General features: G+C 37.8%; 25 protein-coding genes. 21 read left to right on the forward strand and 4 right to left on the reverse strand.

Features of this window, described 5'->3' with window-relative positions:
* Positions 1-23: 23 nt before the first annotated feature.
* Entirely contained in the window at positions 24-872 is an 849-nt protein-coding gene (gene popT / locus C7J88_RS09875) for a polyprenyl-phosphate transporter PopT (protein WP_095118111.1), read from the reverse strand.
* A 311-nt stretch (positions 873-1,183) separates the two neighbouring features.
* Here popT and sufC point away from each other — a divergent pair, with 311 nt between their 5' ends.
* From sufC to C7J88_RS09960, 17 genes are all read left to right on the forward strand, one after another.
* A complete protein-coding gene (gene sufC, locus C7J88_RS09880; protein ID WP_095115816.1) occupies positions 1,184-1,951 on the forward strand; it encodes a Fe-S cluster assembly ATPase SufC in 768 nt (255 codons plus the stop codon).
* A gap of 27 nt (positions 1,952-1,978) precedes the next feature.
* Complete coding sequence (gene sufD, locus C7J88_RS09885) at positions 1,979-3,286, forward strand: Fe-S cluster assembly protein SufD (RefSeq protein WP_095115818.1); 1,308 nt, start codon at positions 1,979-1,981, stop codon at positions 3,284-3,286.
* Positions 3,287-3,314: 28 nt separating this feature from the next.
* Positions 3,315-4,556 carry a cysteine desulfurase gene (locus C7J88_RS09890; protein ID WP_095115820.1) on the forward strand — a complete coding sequence of 414 codons (1,242 nt, stop codon included), beginning with the start codon at positions 3,315-3,317 and terminating at the stop codon, positions 4,554-4,556.
* Positions 4,546-5,004 (forward strand): Fe-S cluster assembly sulfur transfer protein SufU, encoded by a 459-nt coding sequence (gene sufU / locus C7J88_RS09895; protein ID WP_095115822.1) that lies wholly within the window; start codon positions 4,546-4,548, stop codon positions 5,002-5,004. The genes C7J88_RS09890 and sufU overlap by 11 nt, the downstream gene beginning before the upstream one ends.
* Positions 5,005-5,081: 77 nt before the next feature.
* On the forward strand, positions 5,082-6,479 hold the full coding sequence (sufB, locus tag C7J88_RS09900) for a Fe-S cluster assembly protein SufB (RefSeq protein ID WP_095115824.1): 1,398 nt from the start codon (positions 5,082-5,084) through the stop codon (positions 6,477-6,479).
* A gap of 211 nt (positions 6,480-6,690) precedes the next feature.
* Positions 6,691-6,885 carry a hypothetical protein gene (locus tag C7J88_RS09905; RefSeq protein WP_095115826.1) on the forward strand — a complete coding sequence of 65 codons (195 nt, stop codon included), beginning with the start codon at positions 6,691-6,693 and terminating at the stop codon, positions 6,883-6,885.
* A gap of 11 nt (positions 6,886-6,896) precedes the next feature.
* Positions 6,897-7,346 carry a DUF2335 domain-containing protein gene (locus tag C7J88_RS09910; protein ID WP_095115828.1) on the forward strand — a complete coding sequence of 150 codons (450 nt, stop codon included), beginning with the start codon at positions 6,897-6,899 and terminating at the stop codon, positions 7,344-7,346.
* Positions 7,347-7,611: 265 nt separating this feature from the next.
* Entirely contained in the window at positions 7,612-8,784 is a 1,173-nt protein-coding gene (locus tag C7J88_RS09915) for an MFS transporter (RefSeq protein ID WP_157728669.1), read from the forward strand.
* Positions 8,785-8,879: 95 nt separating this feature from the next.
* Complete coding sequence (locus tag C7J88_RS09920) at positions 8,880-9,386, forward strand: GNAT family N-acetyltransferase (protein ID WP_095115832.1); 507 nt, start codon at positions 8,880-8,882, stop codon at positions 9,384-9,386.
* Between the two features lie 11 nt (positions 9,387-9,397).
* Positions 9,398-10,009: an FMN-binding negative transcriptional regulator gene (locus C7J88_RS09925; protein ID WP_095115834.1), complete on the forward strand. Its 612-nt coding sequence runs from the start codon at positions 9,398-9,400 to the stop codon at positions 10,007-10,009.
* A gap of 292 nt (positions 10,010-10,301) precedes the next feature.
* Positions 10,302-11,300, forward strand: a complete 999-nt coding sequence (locus C7J88_RS09930) for a hemolysin family protein (RefSeq protein ID WP_095115836.1) — start codon at positions 10,302-10,304, stop codon at positions 11,298-11,300.
* Between the two features lie 28 nt (positions 11,301-11,328).
* Positions 11,329-12,399, forward strand: a complete 1,071-nt coding sequence (locus C7J88_RS09935) for an NAD(P)H-dependent flavin oxidoreductase (protein ID WP_095115838.1) — start codon at positions 11,329-11,331, stop codon at positions 12,397-12,399.
* A 107-nt stretch (positions 12,400-12,506) separates the two neighbouring features.
* Positions 12,507-13,355: a DUF72 domain-containing protein gene (locus C7J88_RS09940; RefSeq protein ID WP_095115840.1), complete on the forward strand. Its 849-nt coding sequence runs from the start codon at positions 12,507-12,509 to the stop codon at positions 13,353-13,355.
* A 12-nt stretch (positions 13,356-13,367) separates the two neighbouring features.
* Positions 13,368-14,192, forward strand: a complete 825-nt coding sequence (locus C7J88_RS09945) for a sulfite exporter TauE/SafE family protein (RefSeq protein WP_095115842.1) — start codon at positions 13,368-13,370, stop codon at positions 14,190-14,192.
* A gap of 16 nt (positions 14,193-14,208) precedes the next feature.
* Positions 14,209-15,528: a bifunctional metallophosphatase/5'-nucleotidase gene (locus C7J88_RS09950; RefSeq protein WP_095115844.1), complete on the forward strand. Its 1,320-nt coding sequence runs from the start codon at positions 14,209-14,211 to the stop codon at positions 15,526-15,528.
* 85 nt (positions 15,529-15,613) lie between these two features.
* Positions 15,614-16,531, forward strand: coding sequence for a lipoyl synthase (lipA, locus tag C7J88_RS09955; RefSeq protein WP_095115846.1), 918 nt, complete (start codon positions 15,614-15,616; stop codon positions 16,529-16,531).
* An 18-nt stretch (positions 16,532-16,549) separates the two neighbouring features.
* Positions 16,550-16,918 carry a YutD family protein gene (locus tag C7J88_RS09960; RefSeq protein ID WP_095115848.1) on the forward strand — a complete coding sequence of 123 codons (369 nt, stop codon included), beginning with the start codon at positions 16,550-16,552 and terminating at the stop codon, positions 16,916-16,918.
* Positions 16,919-16,977: 59 nt separating this feature from the next.
* Here C7J88_RS09960 and C7J88_RS09965 read toward each other — a convergent pair whose 3' ends face one another.
* The gene (locus tag C7J88_RS09965; protein WP_095115850.1) at positions 16,978-17,244 is read right to left on the reverse strand and encodes a DUF3055 domain-containing protein; all 267 of its coding nucleotides are present in this window, start codon (positions 17,242-17,244) and stop codon (positions 16,978-16,980) included.
* Between the two features lie 98 nt (positions 17,245-17,342).
* Here C7J88_RS09965 and C7J88_RS09970 point away from each other — a divergent pair, with 98 nt between their 5' ends.
* The 3 genes from C7J88_RS09970 to C7J88_RS09980 are packed head-to-tail and all read left to right on the forward strand — an operon-like array spanning position 17,343 to position 19,533.
* Positions 17,343-17,777: a DUF86 domain-containing protein gene (locus tag C7J88_RS09970; RefSeq protein ID WP_095115852.1), complete on the forward strand. Its 435-nt coding sequence runs from the start codon at positions 17,343-17,345 to the stop codon at positions 17,775-17,777.
* Entirely contained in the window at positions 17,778-18,563 is a 786-nt protein-coding gene (locus tag C7J88_RS09975; protein ID WP_095115854.1) for a TIGR01457 family HAD-type hydrolase, read from the forward strand.
* A 4-nt stretch (positions 18,564-18,567) separates the two neighbouring features.
* Positions 18,568-19,533, forward strand: a complete 966-nt coding sequence (locus tag C7J88_RS09980) for a 2-hydroxyacid dehydrogenase (protein WP_095115857.1) — start codon at positions 18,568-18,570, stop codon at positions 19,531-19,533.
* Between the two features lie 59 nt (positions 19,534-19,592).
* On the opposite strand, the gene C7J88_RS09985 is transcribed toward C7J88_RS09980, so the two are convergent.
* Complete coding sequence (locus C7J88_RS09985) at positions 19,593-19,928, reverse strand: YuzD family protein (protein WP_095115859.1); 336 nt, start codon at positions 19,926-19,928, stop codon at positions 19,593-19,595.
* Positions 19,929-20,031: 103 nt separating this feature from the next.
* Here C7J88_RS09985 and C7J88_RS09990 point away from each other — a divergent pair, with 103 nt between their 5' ends.
* On the forward strand, positions 20,032-20,274 hold the full coding sequence (locus tag C7J88_RS09990; protein WP_044360536.1) for a NifU family protein: 243 nt from the start codon (positions 20,032-20,034) through the stop codon (positions 20,272-20,274).
* Positions 20,275-20,327: 53 nt separating this feature from the next.
* On the opposite strand, the gene C7J88_RS09995 is transcribed toward C7J88_RS09990, so the two are convergent.
* Complete coding sequence (locus C7J88_RS09995) at positions 20,328-21,392, reverse strand: NAD(P)/FAD-dependent oxidoreductase (RefSeq protein WP_095115860.1); 1,065 nt, start codon at positions 21,390-21,392, stop codon at positions 20,328-20,330.
* Positions 21,393-21,456: the final 64 nt, after the last annotated feature.

Consider the following 21,456-nt stretch of genomic DNA (forward strand, 5'->3'; position numbering starts at 1 on the left):
TTAGCAGACTCCTTTTTAAGTTATTATACTTCTGTGTATCGTCCTAAGACGTAACTAACAATAAATCCTAATAGAAGCGTGATAAATGAAGCGAACCATGTCAATCCGCTTGTCGGTATACCGGGAAATACGGAAAAAAGTGATCCGATAACGAGACCAAGTATCGCTGCATAGGTCATAAAAGTATAATGTTGTAACAAATATGTGATGAGCTTACTTGCGATGAGAAAGCCGACAAGAATACCTAAACCGACAGTAATAATAACTGGGAGTGCTTGGAAGTTAAAGTGTACGATTTCTGAAATTGAATACGTCACAGTACTGTATACGCCGAATACGAGTAAGACGAATGATCCAGAAATACCTGGTAGTAACATCGCACTTGATGCACAAATGCCTGCGATGAAATATTTAATCAACATAGGTGTCGATAAGTCGATATAAGTAGGGGCTCCATGTGCTGCGTCACCTTTGAATAACGCCATGACAGCTAAAAATAGAATAGCAGCGACTAAGATGGCCCAATGTTTCATTGTAAATGTCTGTTTAATTTTTGAAATGCGGACTAAAAAAGGAACGATGCCAATAATTAATCCGAAGAAAAAGTACATCGTAGGCATTGTATGTTCAGCTAATAGGTAATTAATCAGGCTGCTTAAACCACCAATTGCCAATCCCATCCCAATTACGATAGGTAGTAAAAATGCAATGCTTTGTTTGAAATTTTTAGAGAAAACGCCACTCACAGAAGCGATAAAGTCATCGTATATTCCGAGCAACAGCGCAATCGTTCCACCGCTCACACCTGGAATAAGGTCGCTAATCCCCATTGCAAATCCTCGAGGAATATTTGAAAGCTTAAATTTAGACATAAAAATAGTTCCTTTCATCAATAAGTCATCTTATCATAACACAATATTGCCACATCTGTTATCCTTTCACCATAGTCCCTAAGACGTATTGGGAGTGATTGAGAACAGAACACCCTTTATTATCAATAACTTAGGGAATATCTCACTCATTTTAGGGAAAAATGATGGATGTATTTACGATTCTAAAAGGTTTATAAAACTGATTATTTCAGTTATAATAGGCATGTAGATTCAAAGAATGGTTTTGACGTTACATTAAAATTATTATAAACTAGTACAAGGAATCAATCATTTATTTGGAGGGAATATCAATGCCATCAGTATTAGAAATTAAAGATTTACACGTATCTATTGACGATAAAGAAATCTTAAAAGGTGTTAACTTAACAATTAACACGAATGAAATACATGCAATCATGGGACCAAACGGTACAGGTAAGTCAACTTTATCTTCAGCAATTATGGGTCACCCATCATTTGAAATTACACAAGGAGAAGTATTATTAGACGGTGTGAACGTACTTGAGTTAGAAGTAGATGAACGTGCCAAAGCAGGTCTTTTCCTTGCAATGCAATATCCATCTGAAATTACAGGTGTAACAAATGCGGACTTCTTACGTTCAGCAATCAATGCGCAACGTGAAGAAGGACAAGAAATCAACTTAATGCAATTCATTAAACAATTAGACAAGCACATGGACTTCTTAGAAATGGACAAAGACATGGCGCAACGTTACTTAAACGAAGGTTTCTCAGGTGGGGAAAAGAAACGTAACGAAATTTTACAATTAATGATGTTACAACCTAAATTCGCTATCCTTGACGAAATCGACTCAGGTCTTGATATCGATGCATTAAAAGTTGTATCTAAAGGTATCAACGAAATGCGCGGTGAAGAGTTCGGTTCATTAATCATCACACACTATCAACGTCTATTAGACTACATCACACCAGACTTCGTACACGTTATGTACAACGGTGTTATTGTTAAATCAGGTGGTGCTGAATTAGCGAAACGTCTTGAAGAAGAAGGTTACGAGTGGGTTAAAGAAGAATACGAAGCGTTAGAAGCGAAGTAATAATCATCAATATAGGAGGAAATAATTATGACGACTGAAACATTAAATATTTCTGAAGCGCAACTTGTTGATTATTCACAGGCTCAAAACGAACCTTCTTGGATGACAGCGCTAAGAAAAGACGCGTTAGCACAAGCTGAGTCTTTAGAAATGCCAAAACCAGATAAAACAAAGATTGATAAATGGGACTTTGATACATTCAAACAACATCAAACAACAGGTGTTGCTTTTGAAGATCTTAAAGCATTACCAACTGAAATCGATCGTATTATCAATGTAGAAAACACTGAAAATCTTATCATCCAACACAATAACTCACTTGCTTTCACAAAAGTCAATGAACAAGCCAAACAAGATGGTGTCATCATTGAACATATTAGCGAAGCATTGAAAAATCATAGCGACTTAGTTGAAAAGTATTACATGAAAGATGCGGTAACTGTTGATGAGCATCGATTAACAGCATTACACACAGCATTGATGAACGGTGGCGTATTCGTGTATGTTCCTAAAAATGTTGTTGTTGCAGATCCAATTCAATATGTTGTGTTACACGATGATGAGAATGCAAGCTTCTTCAACCACGTGTTAATCGTAACTGAAGAAAGTGCAGAACTCACATACGTTGAAAACTACCTTTCTACAACAAGTGGCGAAGGGAATCAAATCAATATTATTTCAGAAGTGATTGCAGCACCGAATGCGAAAGTATCATACGGTTCTGTGGACTTTTTAGACAAAGGTTTCACAGGATATATTATCCGTCGTGGTGTCACAGCAGAAGATGCAACAATTAACTGGTCATTAGGTTTAATGAACGAAGGCGACCAAATTATTGACAATACGACAAACCTTATCGGTGACCGTTCAACATCAGACTTGAAGTCAGTTGTCGTAGGTCGCGGAGACCAAACAATCAACTTAACATCTAAAATTGTTCAATACGGTAAAGAAACAGATGGCTACATCTTAAAACATGGTGTAATGAAAGAAAATGCATCATCAATCTTTAACGGTATCGGTCATATCAAACATGGTGGTAAAGGTTCAGCAGCGAACCAATCATCTCGTGTATTAATGTTATCTGAACATGCACGTGGTGATGCAAACCCAATCTTATTAATCGATGAAGACGATGTAGAAGCAGGTCACGCAGCATCAGTTGGCCGTGTAGATCCTGAACAACTTTACTACTTAATGAGTCGTGGTATTTCACAAGAAGAAGCGGAACGTTTAGTTATCCATGGCTTCTTAGATCCAGTTGTTCGTGAATTACCAATTGAAGATGTACAACGTCAATTACGTGAAGTTATCGAACTCAAAGTAGGCAAATAACATATCTTTAGAAAGGTCTGTGATAGACGTGGCTGATACTCAGTTAGATGTAAAAGCAATCATTCAAGACTTTCCCATCTTAGAACAACAAGTCAACGGTAAGCGCCTTGCATATTTAGACTCAACTGCAACGAGCCAAAAGCCAAAACAAGTGATTGAAGCACTCGATGATTATTATGAGCGTTATAACTCTAACGTTCATCGTGGTGTACACACGCTTGGTTCATTAGCAACAGATGGCTATGAAGGGGCTCGTGAAACGGTTCGTCAGTTTATACATGCACAATACTTTGAAGAAGTTGTCTTCACACGAGGAACAACAGCATCTATTAACCTTGTTGCACATAGTTATGGTGATGCACATATCAAAGAAGGCGATGAAATTGTTGTGACGGAAATGGAACACCATGCGAATCTCGTACCATGGCAACAGTTGGCGAAGCGTAAAGGTGCAACGTTGAAGTTCATTCCTATGACAACAGATGGAGAGCTTACAATAGAAGCAGTTAAAGAGACAATTACTGATAAAACGAAAATCGTTGCGGTAGCACATGTCTCAAATGTTTTAGGTACAATCAATGATGTGAAAGCCATTGCTGAAATAGCACACGAGCACGGTGCCATTATTTCAGTAGACGGTGCACAATCTGCTCCGCATATGAAAGTAGATGTTCAAGATCTTGATGTAGACTTCTACAGCTTTAGTGGACATAAAATGCTAGGACCAACAGGTATTGGCGTCTTGTACGGTAAACGCCAACACTTACAAAACATGGAACCTATCGAGTTCGGTGGCGATATGATTGACTTTGTAGGCCTTCATGAAAGTACATGGACAGACTTGCCAACGAAGTTCGAAGCGGGTACGCCATTAATTGCACAAGCAATCGGTTTGAAAGCAGCGGTTGAGTATATTGAAGCGATTGGTTTTGATGCCATACATGCACATGAACAAGCGCTCACACAATATGCTTATGAGCAAATGTCTCAAATTGAAGGCATTGACATTTATGGGCCTGCTGTCGATAAACGTGCAGGTGTGATTACGTTTAATATGGATGGCGTACATCCACATGACGTAGCAACTGCACTTGATACAGAAGGTGTGGCAGTGCGTGCAGGTCACCATTGTGCACAGCCACTGATGAAGTGGTTGAATGTGTCATCTACGGCTCGTGCAAGCTTCTATATTTACAACACGAAAGAAGATGTCGATCAACTTGTCGAAGGATTAAAGAGAACGAAGGAGTTTTTCTCATATGAATTTTAATAACTTAGACCAATTGTATCGTTCTGTCATTATGGATCACTACAAAAACCCTCGTAATAAGGGTGTGATAGAAGATGGCACGATGACAGTTGATATGAATAACCCGACGTGTGGTGATCGAATCCACTTAACTTTTGATATTGTAGATGGCATGGTACATGATGCTAAGTTCGAAGGTGAAGGTTGTTCTATCTCTATGTCGAGTGCATCTATGATGACAGAAGCAATCAAAGGGCACAGTTTGAAAGAAGCAATGGAGATGAGCCAAGAGTTCACGAAAATGATGCTTGGTGAAGATTACACTATCACTGAAGATATGGGAGATATTGAAGCGTTACAAGGTGTATCTCAATTCCCTGCACGTATTAAGTGTGCAACACTTGCGTGGAAAGCATTGGAAAAAGGAACTGTTGAAACAGAAGGTAAAGGCACGACAGAAGACGAGTAAGTGCCTGTTAGACGATAGAAAAGGAGTGGATTTTATTCTGCTCCTAGCACGTTAAGAATATGAAGGAGTGATGATTGATGGCTAAAAAAGCACCTGATGTGGGCGATTACAAATATGGCTTCCATGATGAAGACGTATCGATTTTTAGATCAGAACGTGGCTTAACAGAAAACATTGTACGTGAAATCTCAAATATGAAAGGTGAGCCGGAATGGATGTTAAACTTCCGACTCAAAGCTTTAAAATTATTCTACAAAATGCCAATGCCACAATGGGGCGGCGACTTGTCTGAATTAGATTTTGATGATATCACTTACTACGTTAAACCATCTGAACGTTCAGAGCGTTCATGGGATGAAGTTCCTGAAGAAATCAAACGAACTTTTGATAAATTAGGGATTCCTGAAGCGGAACAAAAATATTTAGCAGGTGTGTCTGCTCAATATGAATCAGAAGTAGTGTATCACAACATGGAAAAAGAACTTGAAGAACAAGGGATTATTTTCAAAGACACTGATACAGCATTAAGAGAAAATGAAGAACTATTTAAAGAGTACTTTGCATCTGTTATTCCAGCAGGAGACAATAAGTTTGCGGCATTGAACTCAGCAGTTTGGTCTGGTGGTTCATTCATCTACGTACCAAAAAATGTGAAGGTAGAGACACCTTTACAAGCATACTTCCGTATTAACTCTGAAAACATGGGTCAATTCGAACGTACATTAATTATTGCGGATGAAGGCGCATCAGTGAACTACGTTGAAGGTTGTACAGCACCTGTGTACACGACAAACTCATTACACTCAGCAGTTGTTGAAATTATTGTACACAAAGATGCACACGTTCGTTACACAACAATTCAAAACTGGGCAAACAACGTATATAACCTTGTAACAAAACGTACACTTGTTCATGCGAATGGTAACATGGAATGGGTAGACGGTAACATGGGTTCTAAACTCACTATGAAATACCCAGCATGTGTCCTTGTAGGTGAAGGTGCAAAAGGTAGCACATTATCTATCGCATTTGCCGGTAAAGGACAAGTTCAAGATGCAGGTGCTAAAATGATTCATAAAGCACCAAACACATCTTCAACAATTGTATCAAAATCAATTTCAAAAGATGGCGGTAAAGTTGTATACCGTGGAATCGTTCACTTTGGACGTAAAGCCAAAGGTGCACGTTCAAACATCGAATGTGATACGTTAATTCTAGATAATGAATCAACATCAGATACAATTCCATACAACGAAATCTTCAATGACAATATCTCTTTAGAACACGAAGCAAAAGTTTCTAAAGTATCAGAAGAACAACTCTTCTATTTAATGTCACGTGGTATTTCTGAAGAAGAAGCGACAGAAATGATCGTAATGGGATTCATTGAGCCATTTACTAAAGAATTACCAATGGAATACGCTGTTGAAATGAACCGTCTCATCAAATTCGAGATGGAAGGATCAATCGGATAGGATTAAACCCAATGGTATCAAGCTATTTAAGTATTTACTTAGGTGGTTTGATACCATTTTGATACCATTTACCTGAGTTTTTTGGGATGTTCACCTTTTGTGGTGGGATGGCATGAAATGCTGTCCCATTTTTTTATACCTCTGAATAAAAATTTTCTTGAAATAGTAAAGGGTACATATTATGATGAGCATATGTTAGGAGGTAATTGTTATGAAAAATGTATTTAAAACAGTTGCTAAAGCATATATGATTTCTGGTGATTTGATTGGTTTTAATGGCATCAAAAGAAATAAAGATAGGAAAATGCATAGAGCATTAATTGATGATAGAGATAAAGTGGCTGAAGATTGGAGAAACATAGGTGTAGATATACAGAATGCCCTAGATAACTATTCTAGAAGGTAAGGTTTAATTGAATGGCAAGTAAAAAAGTATCAAATGAAGTAAAAGTCCTAGAGCAAAAGTTAGAAAATGCCAATAATTCTGAGGAACGTCAAAAAATTATTGCGCGAGAAATCTTTTTAACGAAAAGTGGTCCTTTACCTGACCCAAAAGATTTTAGCAAATATGAAGAGGTATTACCAGGTTCTGCTAATAGGATTATTGAAATGGCAGAGAAAAATCAACAACATAGAATTCGTATTGAGTTAACAGAACAAGAATTGTATTATAAAAGTAATAATACGATTACATCAAAAGGGATATATTCAAGTACGATCATTTCAATCGTTGGTATTGTTGGTGCCGTAATATTAGGAGTATTTGGTAGCGAATTGGCATCGGGTATTATTGGTTCATTATCACTCGGGAATATTGTGGTAAGCATGATTAATTCAACAATTAATAGTATAAGAAGAAAAGAATAATAATATTTGTAATGCACAGGAAGGTTTATAACATACCATTTTTGGAGAATGGTATAAATTTTGCTGTGCATTTGTTTAGTTCTTAACCAATAGTTTTATTTTGGTTTTGTACCTTTTATAGTGGGGGTGGCATGAAATGCTGTCTCACTTTTTATATCTGTTGAAAAAATACAATATTTATAAAATGATAAACTTATGGGGGATTTACATATACTAATTCATTATAAAAGGGAAATTATAAAAGATTAATAAAAGTTACACACTATTGTTTTTAGCATCTTGTGTCTCGACATTAGGGGCGTCGATGACATATATTGCGTTATATTGGTATTATTTTGAGCAAACAACAGTCACTTCGCTGACGTTATTAACGACGGCAACGTTTTTGGCAGGATTTGTATTTAATTTATTTTTAACGCCCATTTACGATAAATACGATCCAAAATTATTGATGCGAACAACGATGCTGATTCGCTGTATTATATTGCTTTTTGTAGGGTTGGCAATGTATTTTTTTGACATCAGTATTTATTATATGGTGGTGATGATGATTTTGTTAGTTGCATTGGAATCTATTTATGACCCATCATCAATAAAAATAATTACAAGAATTGTTAAAGAAGGCGACTATGTGACTGCTAATTCTTGGATCTCGATACTCGATCGTGTGGGGTTTCTAATAGGGATGCTATTAGGTGGGATTATTATTGCACTTATCGATATTGAAATGATTCTATTTATTGAAGCGATGTCGTTTTTTGTTGGTTTTATCTTGCTTTACTTTGTTCAAGAGACATATAAGGTAAATGAACAAGAAACAGATGAATCGGATAACTATTTTGTATTTTGGAAGAATGGGATTACGTATATTTTCCAGACTAAATGGTTATTATGGCTTGCTGTCATTGCAATTGCTGCGAATCTAGCGATAAAACCTACCGTTACGTTATTAATTCCGTATACTTCAGAAGTTTTGTATGGTCAGTCTGTTCATTACTCGATTTTAGAAGTTTCTAGTATTTTAGGTGTTATGATGATGGCATATGTGATTGTTAAGTTTAAAATGCAGAAACTGTTCCATTGGTTTGTCATTGCTCCTTTGTTACAAAGTATGTGTATTATCTGCTTAAGTTTTAATCGTACGATAGGTATTGCAATGGTATTGTTATTTTTATTAGGTATGTTTATTTCATTATTCAATGTGCCGTTTACGACAATTTTAAAGAAATACGTTCCCAATTCATATTTAGGTAGAGTGAGAGGCGGGATGATTGCTTTATCAACAAGCTTATCGAGTATTGGTTATGCATTTTCAGGGGTTATTTCAGACAAAGTAGGTATTGTACAAGCAATATTGATTTATGGCATGTTGGGTCTGATCATTATCTTAGGTATGGCAATTCTCAAACCATTTAAATATACATCGATTGATAAATAAATGGTGATGCTGTAAAATATTTTTACCTATTAAAAACAGATAATTCAGACAAAAGAATATGTTACACGTTTGATAGAGAAAAGGATGTGTTATGAGTGATTAGACCATGTACATTAGAAGATTTGAAAGTATTGCAGGCGATTTCTTGCCAGGCATTTGACGAAACATTCGGGCCTTACAATAAAAAAGAACATATGGATCAACATTTAGCTACTGCGTATACAGATGAGAAATTAACAAAGGAACTTCAGAATCCCAATTCTTATTTTTATTTTATTTATGCAAAAAATGAACTTGCGGGATATTTGAAGTTGAATGCATTTGATGCGCAAACGGAACCTTTTGATGAACAACATTTTGAAATTGAACGCATCTACTTGTTGAGCCAATTTCAAAAACAAGGTCTTGGAGCACAGTTATATAACAAAGCATTAGAAGTTGCCAAGTCGCTCAATTGTAAATATATTTGGCTCGGTGTATGGGAGAAAAATGAGAATGCGATTGCATTTTATCAAAAAAATGGATTTGAAAAAGTGGGAGCACATACATTTTATATGGGCGATGATCCACAAACGGATTATATAATGAAGACAGCATTATAGGGGGGATGTCGATGTATATTCCAAAATATTATCAGATGCACGACTATGCAGAAGTAAAGCGTTTTATGAAGACGTATCCATTCGTTACGATGGTGACGGTGAATGAAGGGCAACCGATTGCATCACATATTCCAGTGATGTTGGAAGAACGTGAAGAAGCATTATTTTTAGTAGGGCACCTGGCAAAAGGCAATGCTCAAATTCAAACATTAAATAACAATAATCAAGTACTCGTGATTTTTCATGGACCACATGATTATGTTTCATCTTCGTGGTATGAAACAGAAGATGTACCGACATGGGACTATCAAAGTGTCCATATTTATGGTTCGAGCAGAATACAATCTCATGATGAATTGATTCAAGCTTTAGAAAAATTGCTAGATGATTATGAAGGGCATCGTGAAAATGGGGCGACTTGGGAGCGATTATCTGAACAGACGAAAAAGCAGATACATGGTATTGAAGGCTTTGAAGTTAAAGTGACAGAAATTGAAGCGGCGTATAAATTAAGTCAGACGCGTAGTGAGAATGATAAAAATCATATAGTAGAGCAATTACGGAAAATAGGCAATGATAATGCGATAACACTTGCACAAGAAATAAAAAAATATGGTCTGTAACTGACTTTAAATTTTACGGAATGTTTCAAGGCGTTATGCGATCTTAGTGGCTTATCAATACAAAATAGACCTTTCAAAAATTGAAGTATGTCAAAATAATACAAAGATGGTATGAAGTGTGTAAGGTTATCAAACTTCTACCATCTTTCAATTTTTATGGTATCTCAGTCGATAAAACCTGTAACTTGCTTTTCAAGATGTCATATTAGAAAATATATTTAATCGAACTTTTGCTTTATAAAAAATAAAGTAATTAGATTCAATATTATAGTTAATGAGGAGGCGCTGCTTAGTGATCATTGCGATCATTTTATTAATCTTTGTATCATTCTTCTTTTCTGGAAGTGAGACGGCACTGACCGCAGCGAACAAAGTTAAATTAAAAGCAGAAGCAGATAATGGAAATTCGAAAGCTGCCAAGCTATTAAAGTTATTAGAAAAACCAAGTGAGTTTATTACGACGATTCTCATCGGTAACAATATCGCAAACATTTTATTACCAACACTCGTGACAATTCTTGCTGTCGATATGGGGGTTAATGTCGGGATTGCATCGGCGATATTAACAGTCGTTATTATTATGTTTGCTGAAGTGATTCCGAAGTCGATTGCGGCAACTTTTGCCGATCAAATTGCACGGCTTGTGTTTCCAATCATTCAATTTTTTATTATTATCTTTAAACCAATTACGAAGATTTTAAATGCGATTACAGATGGTTTAACACATTTTCTTGCAAAGGGACGAGAAGTTGAGAAAATGTCGAAAGAAGAAGTGCGTACGATGGTTGCAATTGCAGGAACTGAAGGTGCTTTTAATGAGATGGAACGCAATCGCATTCAAGGTGTGATGGATTTTGATCGTTTGAAAATTGATGATGTGAGCAATACACCACGTGTAAATGTGACGTCTTTATCTGTCGATGACACGTATGATGAAGTCTATGATATTGTTATGAATCATCCATATACACGTTATCCAGTTTATGAAGGTGATATAGACAATGTTGTTGGTGTATTTCACTCTAAGTATTTATTGGCATGGAGTAAGGCGCCTGACAAAAAAATCATGGATTATACTTCAGAGCCGTTATTCGTTTATGAACATAACCGTGCAGAATGGGTACTTCGAAAAATGACAGTGACACGAAAACATATGGCAATTGTATTGGATGAATATGGCGGGACAGATGCTATCGTGACGCATGAAGATCTGATAGAAGAAATGCTCGGTATGGAAATAGAAGATGAGATGGATCGAGAAGAACAAGATAAGTTGAATAGAATCCGATAATTCATATAGAAAACAAGGGGATGAGGATATGTGGTATCAAACAGAGATAACAAAACAGTGTAGTATTCAATTGCCTATTATTCAAGCTGGAATGGCTGGTTCAACAACACCTGAACTTGTAGCAAGTGTGTCAGAAGCGGGTGGTCTTGGAACGATTGGCGCAGGGTATATGACACCTGAAAAACTGACTCAAGAGATTCAACAGGTGAAACAGCTGACGTCGAAACCATTCGCAGTGAATTTGTTTGTCCCTGAATCATTTACATATGCGGAAGCGGATGTTGATACGATGAATACGCATCTTCAATCGTATCGGGATGCGTTGTCGATTGAAACGCCCAAACCGGGTGCACATGACCCAGAAACATTTCAACAATTAGTGAACGTTGTTATTGAATATAACGTAGCTGTCTGTGCGTTCACATTCGGTGTTCCAACGGTTGAAGTTGTATCACAACTGCATGATGCTGGTGTTGTTGTTGTCGGAAGTGCGACGACAGTGTCGGAAGCGCAGGAAGTGGAACGTATTGGTATGGATGCCGTAGTTGCTCAAGGAAGTGAAGCGGGCGGTCATCGTGCGGCGTTCCAGCAAGATGGTGTGACATCACTTGTTGGAACGATGGCACTTGTTCCGCAAATTGTAGACCATGTGAAGATTCCTGTAATCGCTGCAGGTGGAATTATGGACGGTCGTGGTTGGGTAGCGAGTCATGTATTAGGCGCAGCGGGTGTACAGCTTGGGACAGCCTTTTTAACGACAAAAGAAAGTGCATCAAAACCGGTACATAGACAAGCGATTTTGAACAGTGTGGAAACAGATACTGTTGTGACAAAAGTGTTGAGTGGAAAAGCAGCAAGAGGGATTCGCAACACGTTGATTGATGACTTGGAAAGTGTACGTGATCAAGTGTTGCCGTATCCAATTCAAAATGATGTGACGAAACAAATACGTGCGGCAGCCGCTCAAGAGGGCAATGCTGATTGGACACACGTATGGAGTGGACAAGGAGCGCGACTGGCAAGAGATACAGATGTAAAAGCACTCATGAATAGATTAGTAACAGAGGCACAACAGCAAGTAGACAGGCTCAACTTGTAGTTGTGCCTGCTTGTTCTTTTGAGATGCTTATTTGATAGACAGAATACTGTAAGGCAAGATATCAGTGTGATACGATGAATGTGCTAATATAGAAGGGAAGACATAGAATGATAGAGATTGGTCTAACAGGATGGGGAGATCATGATAGTTTATATGAAGACATGGAACGAAAATCAGATAAGCTGAAGACATATGCGGGTCACTTTCCAATTGTAGAACTCGATGCTTCCTATTATGCGATTCAGCCAGAGCGCAATATCATCAAGTGGATTAAAGAAACACCTGACCGGTTCAAGTTTGTTGTTAAGATTCATCAGGCATTGACGCTGCATGCTGATTATCGGGATTATGCTGAATCAATCGCAGGACTATTCAATGACTTTCGTCAAATGTTGCAACCAATGATCGAAGCAGACAAATTGGCAATGGTATTAGTTCAATTTCCACCGTGGTTCGATTGTAATTCAAAAAATGTGAATTATATCCGTTATGTGCGTGCCCAGTTAGAACAGCTTCCCGTGTGTATTGAATTTCGTCATCAATCATGGTTTGCGGACGAGATGAAAGAACATACTTTATCATTTTTAACAGAACATCAATTGATACATGCTGTTTGTGATGAACCACAGGCGGGTGAAGGGTCTGTTCCTTTTGTGAATCGTATGACACAAGCAACTGCACTCGTGCGCTTGCATGGGCGAAATGTACATGGCTGGACGAAAAAAGATATGACGGATCAAGAATGGCGGGATGTACGCTATTTGTATGACTACAACGATGATGAATTACGACAATTATCCGCACACATGCAAATTCTTGAGAAAAAAACTGATAAAGTCTATGTCATATTTAACAATAATTCAGGTGGACACGCCGCACAAAATGCGAAAACATTACAACAGTTTTTGGGCATTGATTATGAAGGGCTTGCGCCACAACAGTTAAAGTTATTTTAAGGAGATAGAATCATGAGTATCATCATATTATTATTAGTCGGTTTTTTATCCGCTGTCATCGGCTCCATTGTTGGTATTGGCGGTGGCATAATTATTGTGCCGACACTCATATATTTCGGTGTCACGCTGGATGTCTTGCATGGCATAACACCACAAACTGCTATCGGTACATCATCGATTATATTAATTGTGACAGGACTCACATCGAGTTTGGGGTATTTAAAGCAAAAGCAAGTAGACGTTAAAAACGGTATGATTTTCTTAATTGGGATTATTCCGGGTGCGCTCATCGGCGCATATCTTAGTCAATTTTTAACACTTCATTCTTTCAACCGATACTTTGGTATTTTTCTTATTTTTGTATCTATCTTATTAATGATTCGTCATAAAATACCGCCGATTCAAGCATTCCAACAAGAGCGTTACATGAAGTCATTTACAGATGCACACGGTGAAACGTATCGTTACGGTGTGGTGCCTTCTGTTGCAGTTGTTTTGTCATTTTTAATCGGTTTAACGTCAGGTCTTTTCGGTATCGGTGGAGGCGCGTTGATGACACCATTGATGCTGCTTGTTTTCCGTTTCCCGCCGCATGTGGCAGTTGGAACGAGTATGATGATGATATTCTTTTCGAGTATTACAGGCTCAGTTGGTCATATTATTCTTGGACATGTTGTTTGGGGATACAGTCTTATATTGATAGTGGCAAGTTGGATTGGTGCCAAGTTAGGCGTGAGAATCAATCGTTCAGTCAAATCAGATACGGTTGTCTTAATTCTGCGCATGGTGATGCTTGTGTTGGGAATCTATTTGATCACACGATCGTTTTTTAGTTGAAGGAAGGAGAATATAGATGCGTGTAACATTGTACCATACGAACGATATACATAGTCATCTTGATGCATTTTCACGTATCAAGACGTATATGGCGGAACAACGCCCAAAACTTGATCATCCATCGCTTTATTTAGATATTGGTGATCATGTAGATTTATCGCTGCCTGTAACAGAAGGGACGATGGGAAAACGCAATGTGCAGTTATTGAATGAAGCAAATTGTGATATTGCGACGATTGGTAATAATGAAGGAATGACGATATCTCATGATGCGTTGAATACGTTATATGATGAGGCGAATTTCACTGTGACGTGTGCAAATGTGTTTGATGAATCGGGGCAACTGCCGAACAACTTTGTAGAATCATATATAAAAGAAGTTGAGGGCGTTCGATTTCTGTTTGTAGGTGTCACAGCGGCATTTACGCCATTCTATCGTGCTTTAGATTGGCTTGTGACAGATCCGCTCGCAGCGATTCAACATGTGGTGCGTCAACGGAAAGAGCAGTATGATGTACTTATCGTAATGAGCCATGCGGGTATCTTTTTTGATGAAGAACTATGCAAATTGCTACCGGAAGCTGATGTGATACTCGGTTCACATACACATCATCATTTCTTGGAAGGAAAGGTATCTAACGGTGTACTCATGGCAGCAGCAGGTAAATACGGTCACTATCTCGGAGAAGTGACGTTAGAAATTGAAGCACAACAAGTCGTGAGTAAACGTGCAACGTTGCATGCGTTGGGTACTTTGCCTGAAGTAAAGACGGACTTTGAACAAGAAGGGCGTGCGATACTCAATCGCCCTGTCGTCACAAAGCCGATGACATTGCAACGAGAAACGAACTTTATTACTGAAGCAACATATCGATTGGCTCAAAGTGTTCATGATTATATTGGTGCAGATTGTACGATTATTAATGCTGGATTGATGGTTAAAGGCTATGAACAAAAAATATTGACGGAATACGATATTCATCAAATGTTGCCGCATCCAATTAATACGGTAAGGGCAAGGGTGTCAGGTCGTGTGCTCAAAGACATCTTGATGACAGCGCGAGAACAGACATATATGTATGAACATGCCCAAGGATTAGGTTTTCGTGGAGATATTTTTGGTGGATATATTCTTTACAATGCAGGATATATCGACTCAAGTAATCGTTATTTCGTTAATGGCGTAGAGATTCAAGATGACGAAACGTATTTGCTTGGGACAGTAGATATGTATACATTTGGACGTTATTTCCCGATGTTAAAAGGACAATCAATGGATTATATTATGCCAGCATTTTTACGTGATATTTTCAAAGCCTATTTACAAGAGCTTTAAAACATAAAACAAGTCCATTTTAATTTTGAGTAAAGTCCGTTATAATAAATAAAGAGTTAAATTTCACAGGAGGGTATCCGCTGCTATGGCTACGAAAAACGAAGAAATTTTACGCAAACCAGATTGGTTGAAAATAAAGTTAAATACGAATGAGAACTATACAGGTCTTAAGAAGATGATGCGAGAGAAAAACTTGCATACTGTATGTGAAGAAGCGAAGTGTCCGAACATTCACGAATGTTGGGGTGCGCGTCGAACTGCTACATTCATGATTTTAGGAGATGTTTGTACACGTGCGTGTCGCTTCTGTGCGGTTAAAACAGGTTTACCGAATGAATTGGACTTAGGTGAACCAGAACGTGTTGCTGAATCGGTAGAATTGATGAATCTGAAACATGTTGTTATTACAGCTGTTGCACGTGATGATTTAAAAGATGCAGGTTCTAACGTATATGCAGAAACGGTTCGTAAAGTCCGTGAACGCAATCCTTATACAACGATTGAAATCTTACCTTCAGATATGGGTGGAGATTATGAAGCGTTAAAAACATTGATGGCTGCACGTCCAGACATTTTAAACCACAATATCGAAACAGTTCGTCGTTTGTCACCAAGAGTTCGTGCACGTGCGACATACGATCGTACACTTGAATTTTTACGTCGTTCTAAAGAATTACAACCAGATATTCCAACAAAATCTAGTATTATGGTTGGATTAGGTGAAACAATCGAAGAACTTCATGAAACAATGGATGACTTACGTGCGAACGATGTAGATATTTTAACAATCGGTCAATATTTACAACCTTCACGTAAGCACTTGAAAGTACAAAAATACTACACACCATTAGAATTTGGTAAGTTACGTAAAGTTGCAATGGAAAAAGGATTCAAACATTGCCAAGCAGGCCCACTTGTAAGAAGTTCATATCATGCGGATGAGCAAGTGAACGAAGCGGCTAAAGCGAAACAACGTCTTGGTGATGAACAACTTAATTCGTAATGACTAGGTGATGCAAATATGATCAAAGCAGGCAATCATTATTTTGAATTGATAGAGTCGTATCGAGATGCTTTTAACGAAGAAGATTTTGTATCACGTTATTCAGAAATTCTAGATAAATATGATTTTGTAGTTGGTGATTATGGCTATGACCAACTTCGCTTGAAGGGCTTTTATAGAGATACTTATAAAAAAGCAGATTTTAACAAACGTTTTTCTACCATTCAGGATTACTTATTAGAATACTGTAATTTTGGATGTGCGTATTTTGTCTTGAGACGTTTATCCAAACAAGAAGTCGATCAGCAGTTATTGAGTGAAGACGTTGAAATAGATGAAGAAGACAAGTTGAAAAATGTCAAAATCCAGCCCACAATTCAAAGTTAATATATGATGAAACCCCATGGTGTCGAAATGCATGCATTTCAACGTTCATGGGGTTTTTGTTAACGAATGACATCGCGTAAATAGTCTGTGAGTTCTTCGCCTTCTGCTTCGTTGACACCGAGAATATAGGCAATGTAACCTTCTTCATCTAAGTCATCTGTACCAATAATGCCGAATTTGTTCGTTTGTGTATTCAACACTAACGTTTTTCCGTAGTGACGATCTGTTTGAAGCAAGATAAGGTCATAACGTGTCTCTTCGCCAATAAAGCCAACAAAACGGATTTGTGACGGTTCGACGTCATCATATAAAAACATATCTATCATAACAAGAACTCCTTTAAAAATCGTATATGCTCAGTATATCGAGAAATGAAGTGACACGCAAAATTGTGATATGATAGATAGGAATAGGGGTGACAAATATGTATTTTGTAGACAAAGAACAGTTATCAAAAAAACTCACATATTTAAAGCAGTTAACGGAAGATTATGAATCGATTAAGACCAACGCCTATGCCTTTGAACGTGTGGCACAGATGTTGATAGAGTCGTCAGTAGATATCGGTAATATGATAATCGATGCATTTATATTACGAGATCCTGGTAATTACAAAGATGTTGTAGATATTTTGGAATTAGAAGGTGCTATATCAAAAGAGACAAAAACAGTGCTACACGAAACGATTGATGTGCGTCGTCAATTTGTTCACTTGTATGATGAATTAGACAGCCAGACATTAGTACCATTGTTTGATCGTGCCGTTCCTTACTATCAACAATTTATCAAAGAAATTTTACATTTTTTAGAGAATGAAAATGTACCTGTAACAGCATTTGGTAAAGGAGAACAAGCATAGATGAAAACATACAAAGCCTATTTGATTGACTTAGACGGTACGCTATATAGAGGTAGTCAAGTCATTGAAGGTGCCGTTGAATTTATTAATGGTTTAAACAAATATGAGATTCCACACTTATACGTGACAAATAATTCAACCAAGTCACCTGAAGATGTAGTTGAAAAGTTAGCTTCGATTGGTATTGAAGCACGTCCATCAGAAGTGGTTACTTCAGCAATGGCCACGGCTGATTATATCAGTAGTGAAAAACCGAACGCATCTGTCTATATGATTGGTGACACGGGTCTAAGATCAGCATTGATGTCAGCTGGATTAAACTTAAAAGATGATATCGAAGTTGATTTTGTTGTTGTTGGATTGGATGAAAATATTAATTATGAGAAGTTGACGAAAGCGACATTGGCAGTTCAGCGTGGTGCTACATTCATTTCGACGAACAAAGATCCATCTATTCCGAAAGAACAAGGTTTCTTACCGGGAAATGGTTCTTTAACAAGTGTTGTGACCGTTTCTTCAAAAACAGAACCAATATTTATTGGAAAACCTGAAACACCAATTATGCAAAAGGCTTTAGACTTATTGCAGTTAGAGAAGTCGGAAGTGGCAATGATCGGTGACTTATACGATACGGATATCATGTCAGGTATCAATATTGGTATCGACACAGTTCATGTGCAAACTGGCGTGACGTCTAAAGAAGAAGTGCTATCAAAAGACATCCCACCAACTGTTAGTATTGAAAACTTATCAGTATTGTTGAAAGAAATAGAAAAAGGGCAGTGATCATATGGAGAAAATTTTAGTTACACGTCGAATTCCAGAAAAGTTTAAACAGCGTTTAGAGTTAATGGGTGAAGTTGAGATGTGGGATCACCATTTGACACCGATGCCGCGTGAAGCGTTTTTAGAAGCGGCAGTGGATAAGACAATATTACTTGTGACATTGAGTGAGAACATTGATCGTACATTGCTTGAACAAGCACCTCATTTAAAAATTATTGCCAATATGGCAGTAGGATATGACAATATTGATCTTGTAGAAGCAGAGCAACGTAATGTTGTTATTTCGAACACGCCACATGTTTTGAGTGAAACAACTGCAGAACTTGGCTTTGCATTGATGATGGCAGCGTCAAGACGTTTGTCTGAGGCGATTGATTACGTTCAAGATGGCAAGTGGGAGAGTTGGGGACCTTACCTGCTCGCAGGAAAAGATATATACCGTTCTAAAGTTGGTATTTATGGTATGGGTGAGATTGGTAGAGCTTTCGCACGTCGTTTGAAAGGATTTAACGCTGACATTCTATATCACAATCGTTCACGCAATACGAAAGCAGAACATGAACTGGGGGCATTTTATACGTCTTTTGAGACGCTTGTTCGTGAAAGTGATTTCATTGTTTGTACAGCACCTTCAACACAGGAGACCCGTAATAAATTTAACAAAGATGTATTCAAAATGATGCGTAACGATGCAATATTTGTGAATATTGGTCGTGGAGATATTGTTGTCGAAGAAGATTTAGTTGAAGCACTTCAATCTGGTGAAATTGCTGGGTGTGCATTGGATGTTGTGCGTGATGAACCGATTCGTATGGATCATCCATTACTTACATTACCAAATGCGATTGTGACTCCACATATCGGTAGCGCAACAGTATTAACACGTGATCAGATGATTCAAACTTGCGTATTAAATATTGAAGACGTCGTGCAAGGTAAACCTGCACGTAACCAAGTGTTAGCGAAATAGCCATATTAAAATAAACAGGAATGATGATGAAGTCTCATTCCTGTTTTTATATGCAGTTATTAATTTGTCGTATCCGTTACTCCGAATTGCTCAGACATATACCGTTTCAGTGGTTTCAGTTGCACATAACCATCAGCGACATATTCGTCATTCATCGTTACAAGTGGGTAAAAAAGCTCGTCATTTTTAATTTGTTCTATAAACTGATCATCGTGATCTGTTAAGTTTTCTGTGTCACGATCAATATCGATATAGGTGAATTTAAAGTCGAGTTCTGGGTATTTTTTTGGTAGGAGTGTTTGTAACCAGTCATATGTATTGCGTGCACTCGGTGCATTCACACAACTGGCACAAACTGTTTCCGCCCCGTATATCACTACGCTCACTTTTGTCATTTAATAATCCCCCTAGTTAATACAATAGATTTTCCATACTATTTCTATTATAATAAGAAAAAGGAAGAATATGAACCATTTAACTTGAAAGGAGGCATTGCATATGCCAACTGAAGATACAACAATGTATGATCAAGTCGCAGAGGTCATCGAAAAGTTACGTCCATTTTTACTACGTGATGGTGGTGATTGTGCACTTGTTGATGTAGAAGATGGAATTGTAAAGCTTCAATTATTAGGTGCTTGTGGTACATGCCCAAGTAGCACAATTACTTTGAAGGCAGGTATTGAACGTGCACTTGTAGAAGAAGTGCCTGGTGTGATTGAGGTTGAACAGGTATTTTAATAACATAGATAGAAAGCCTGTGGCGTTGTAGATGCCACAGGCTTTTACTCATTTTAACCATTATGATGTTTATAGAGCCATAGAACACCTGATTTTAAAATGGATGCCAGACGCCCTGTTACAGTTGTATCCATCAGGTAAGCAAAGCCTTTCTTTTCTCCTAGCGCACCTAAAAAGCCTTGAATTTTAATCTCCGGCATTTTTTCCGGCAGTGGCTTTCCTTGCCAAAGTGTCTTCAACACATCGGCAATTTGATCCGCTTGTTCCTCTGCGAGTTGCGCACTCGGTGCGAATGGTAAGTTTGCACAATCTCCAACAACATAGACATTTGGATAAGTTGGAATTTGATGATATTGATTGACCATCACACGATTACTTCTACTCAAGTCAACAGGTAAATTACGCACAATAGAAACAGGTTGAATACCAGCAGTCCATACAATCAAATCGTGTTCATTTTTCGTATCTTTATTGTACAGTGTGCCCGGATCAACTTTCACAATATTTGAGTTTGGAACAACTGTCACATTGTGCTGATCAAACCATTTTTTTACGTAATTGCTTAGTTTTTCAGGAAATTGATTCAGAATACGATCCCCACGATCATACAAAAAGATATCCAAGTCATCACGGCTTTCACGAAGTGCGCTCGCTAGTTCAATACCACTTAGACCTGCGCCGACGATACCTACTTGTGCGCCACTTGGCAGTTCAGAAATATCATGATAAGTTTTACGTGCATCAGCAAGTGTTTGAATACTATATGTATATTCTTTCGCACCAGGCACGTTATGATATTTGTCTTCACAACCAAGTCCAATGACAAGATCATCATAATCAACACGTGTTTGACCAACTGAGATGATTTGATTGTCCAAATCAATATTGGTGATTTCCCCGTAAACAGTGTTAATACGCTCTTCTTTTGGAAAGTTTACGCGGACTTCTTTATCAGATTTTGAACCGGCAGCCAAAGCATAAAATTCCGTTTTTAAACCATGATATGGCATGCGATCAATCAATGTCACACGATAATCATCTGGTAAAGCATCCGGCAATATCTTTGACAATATACGCATATTCCCGTATCCGCCACCTAATAAAACTAAACTTTTCATTTTGTACTCCCCTTTACCCATGAAGATTTAAATGTGAGCTGGTATTTTATCAATGCCCCTTAAA

It is taken from the genome of Staphylococcus muscae, assembly GCF_003019275.1.
Lineage (GTDB): Bacteria > Bacillota > Bacilli > Staphylococcales > Staphylococcaceae > Staphylococcus > Staphylococcus muscae.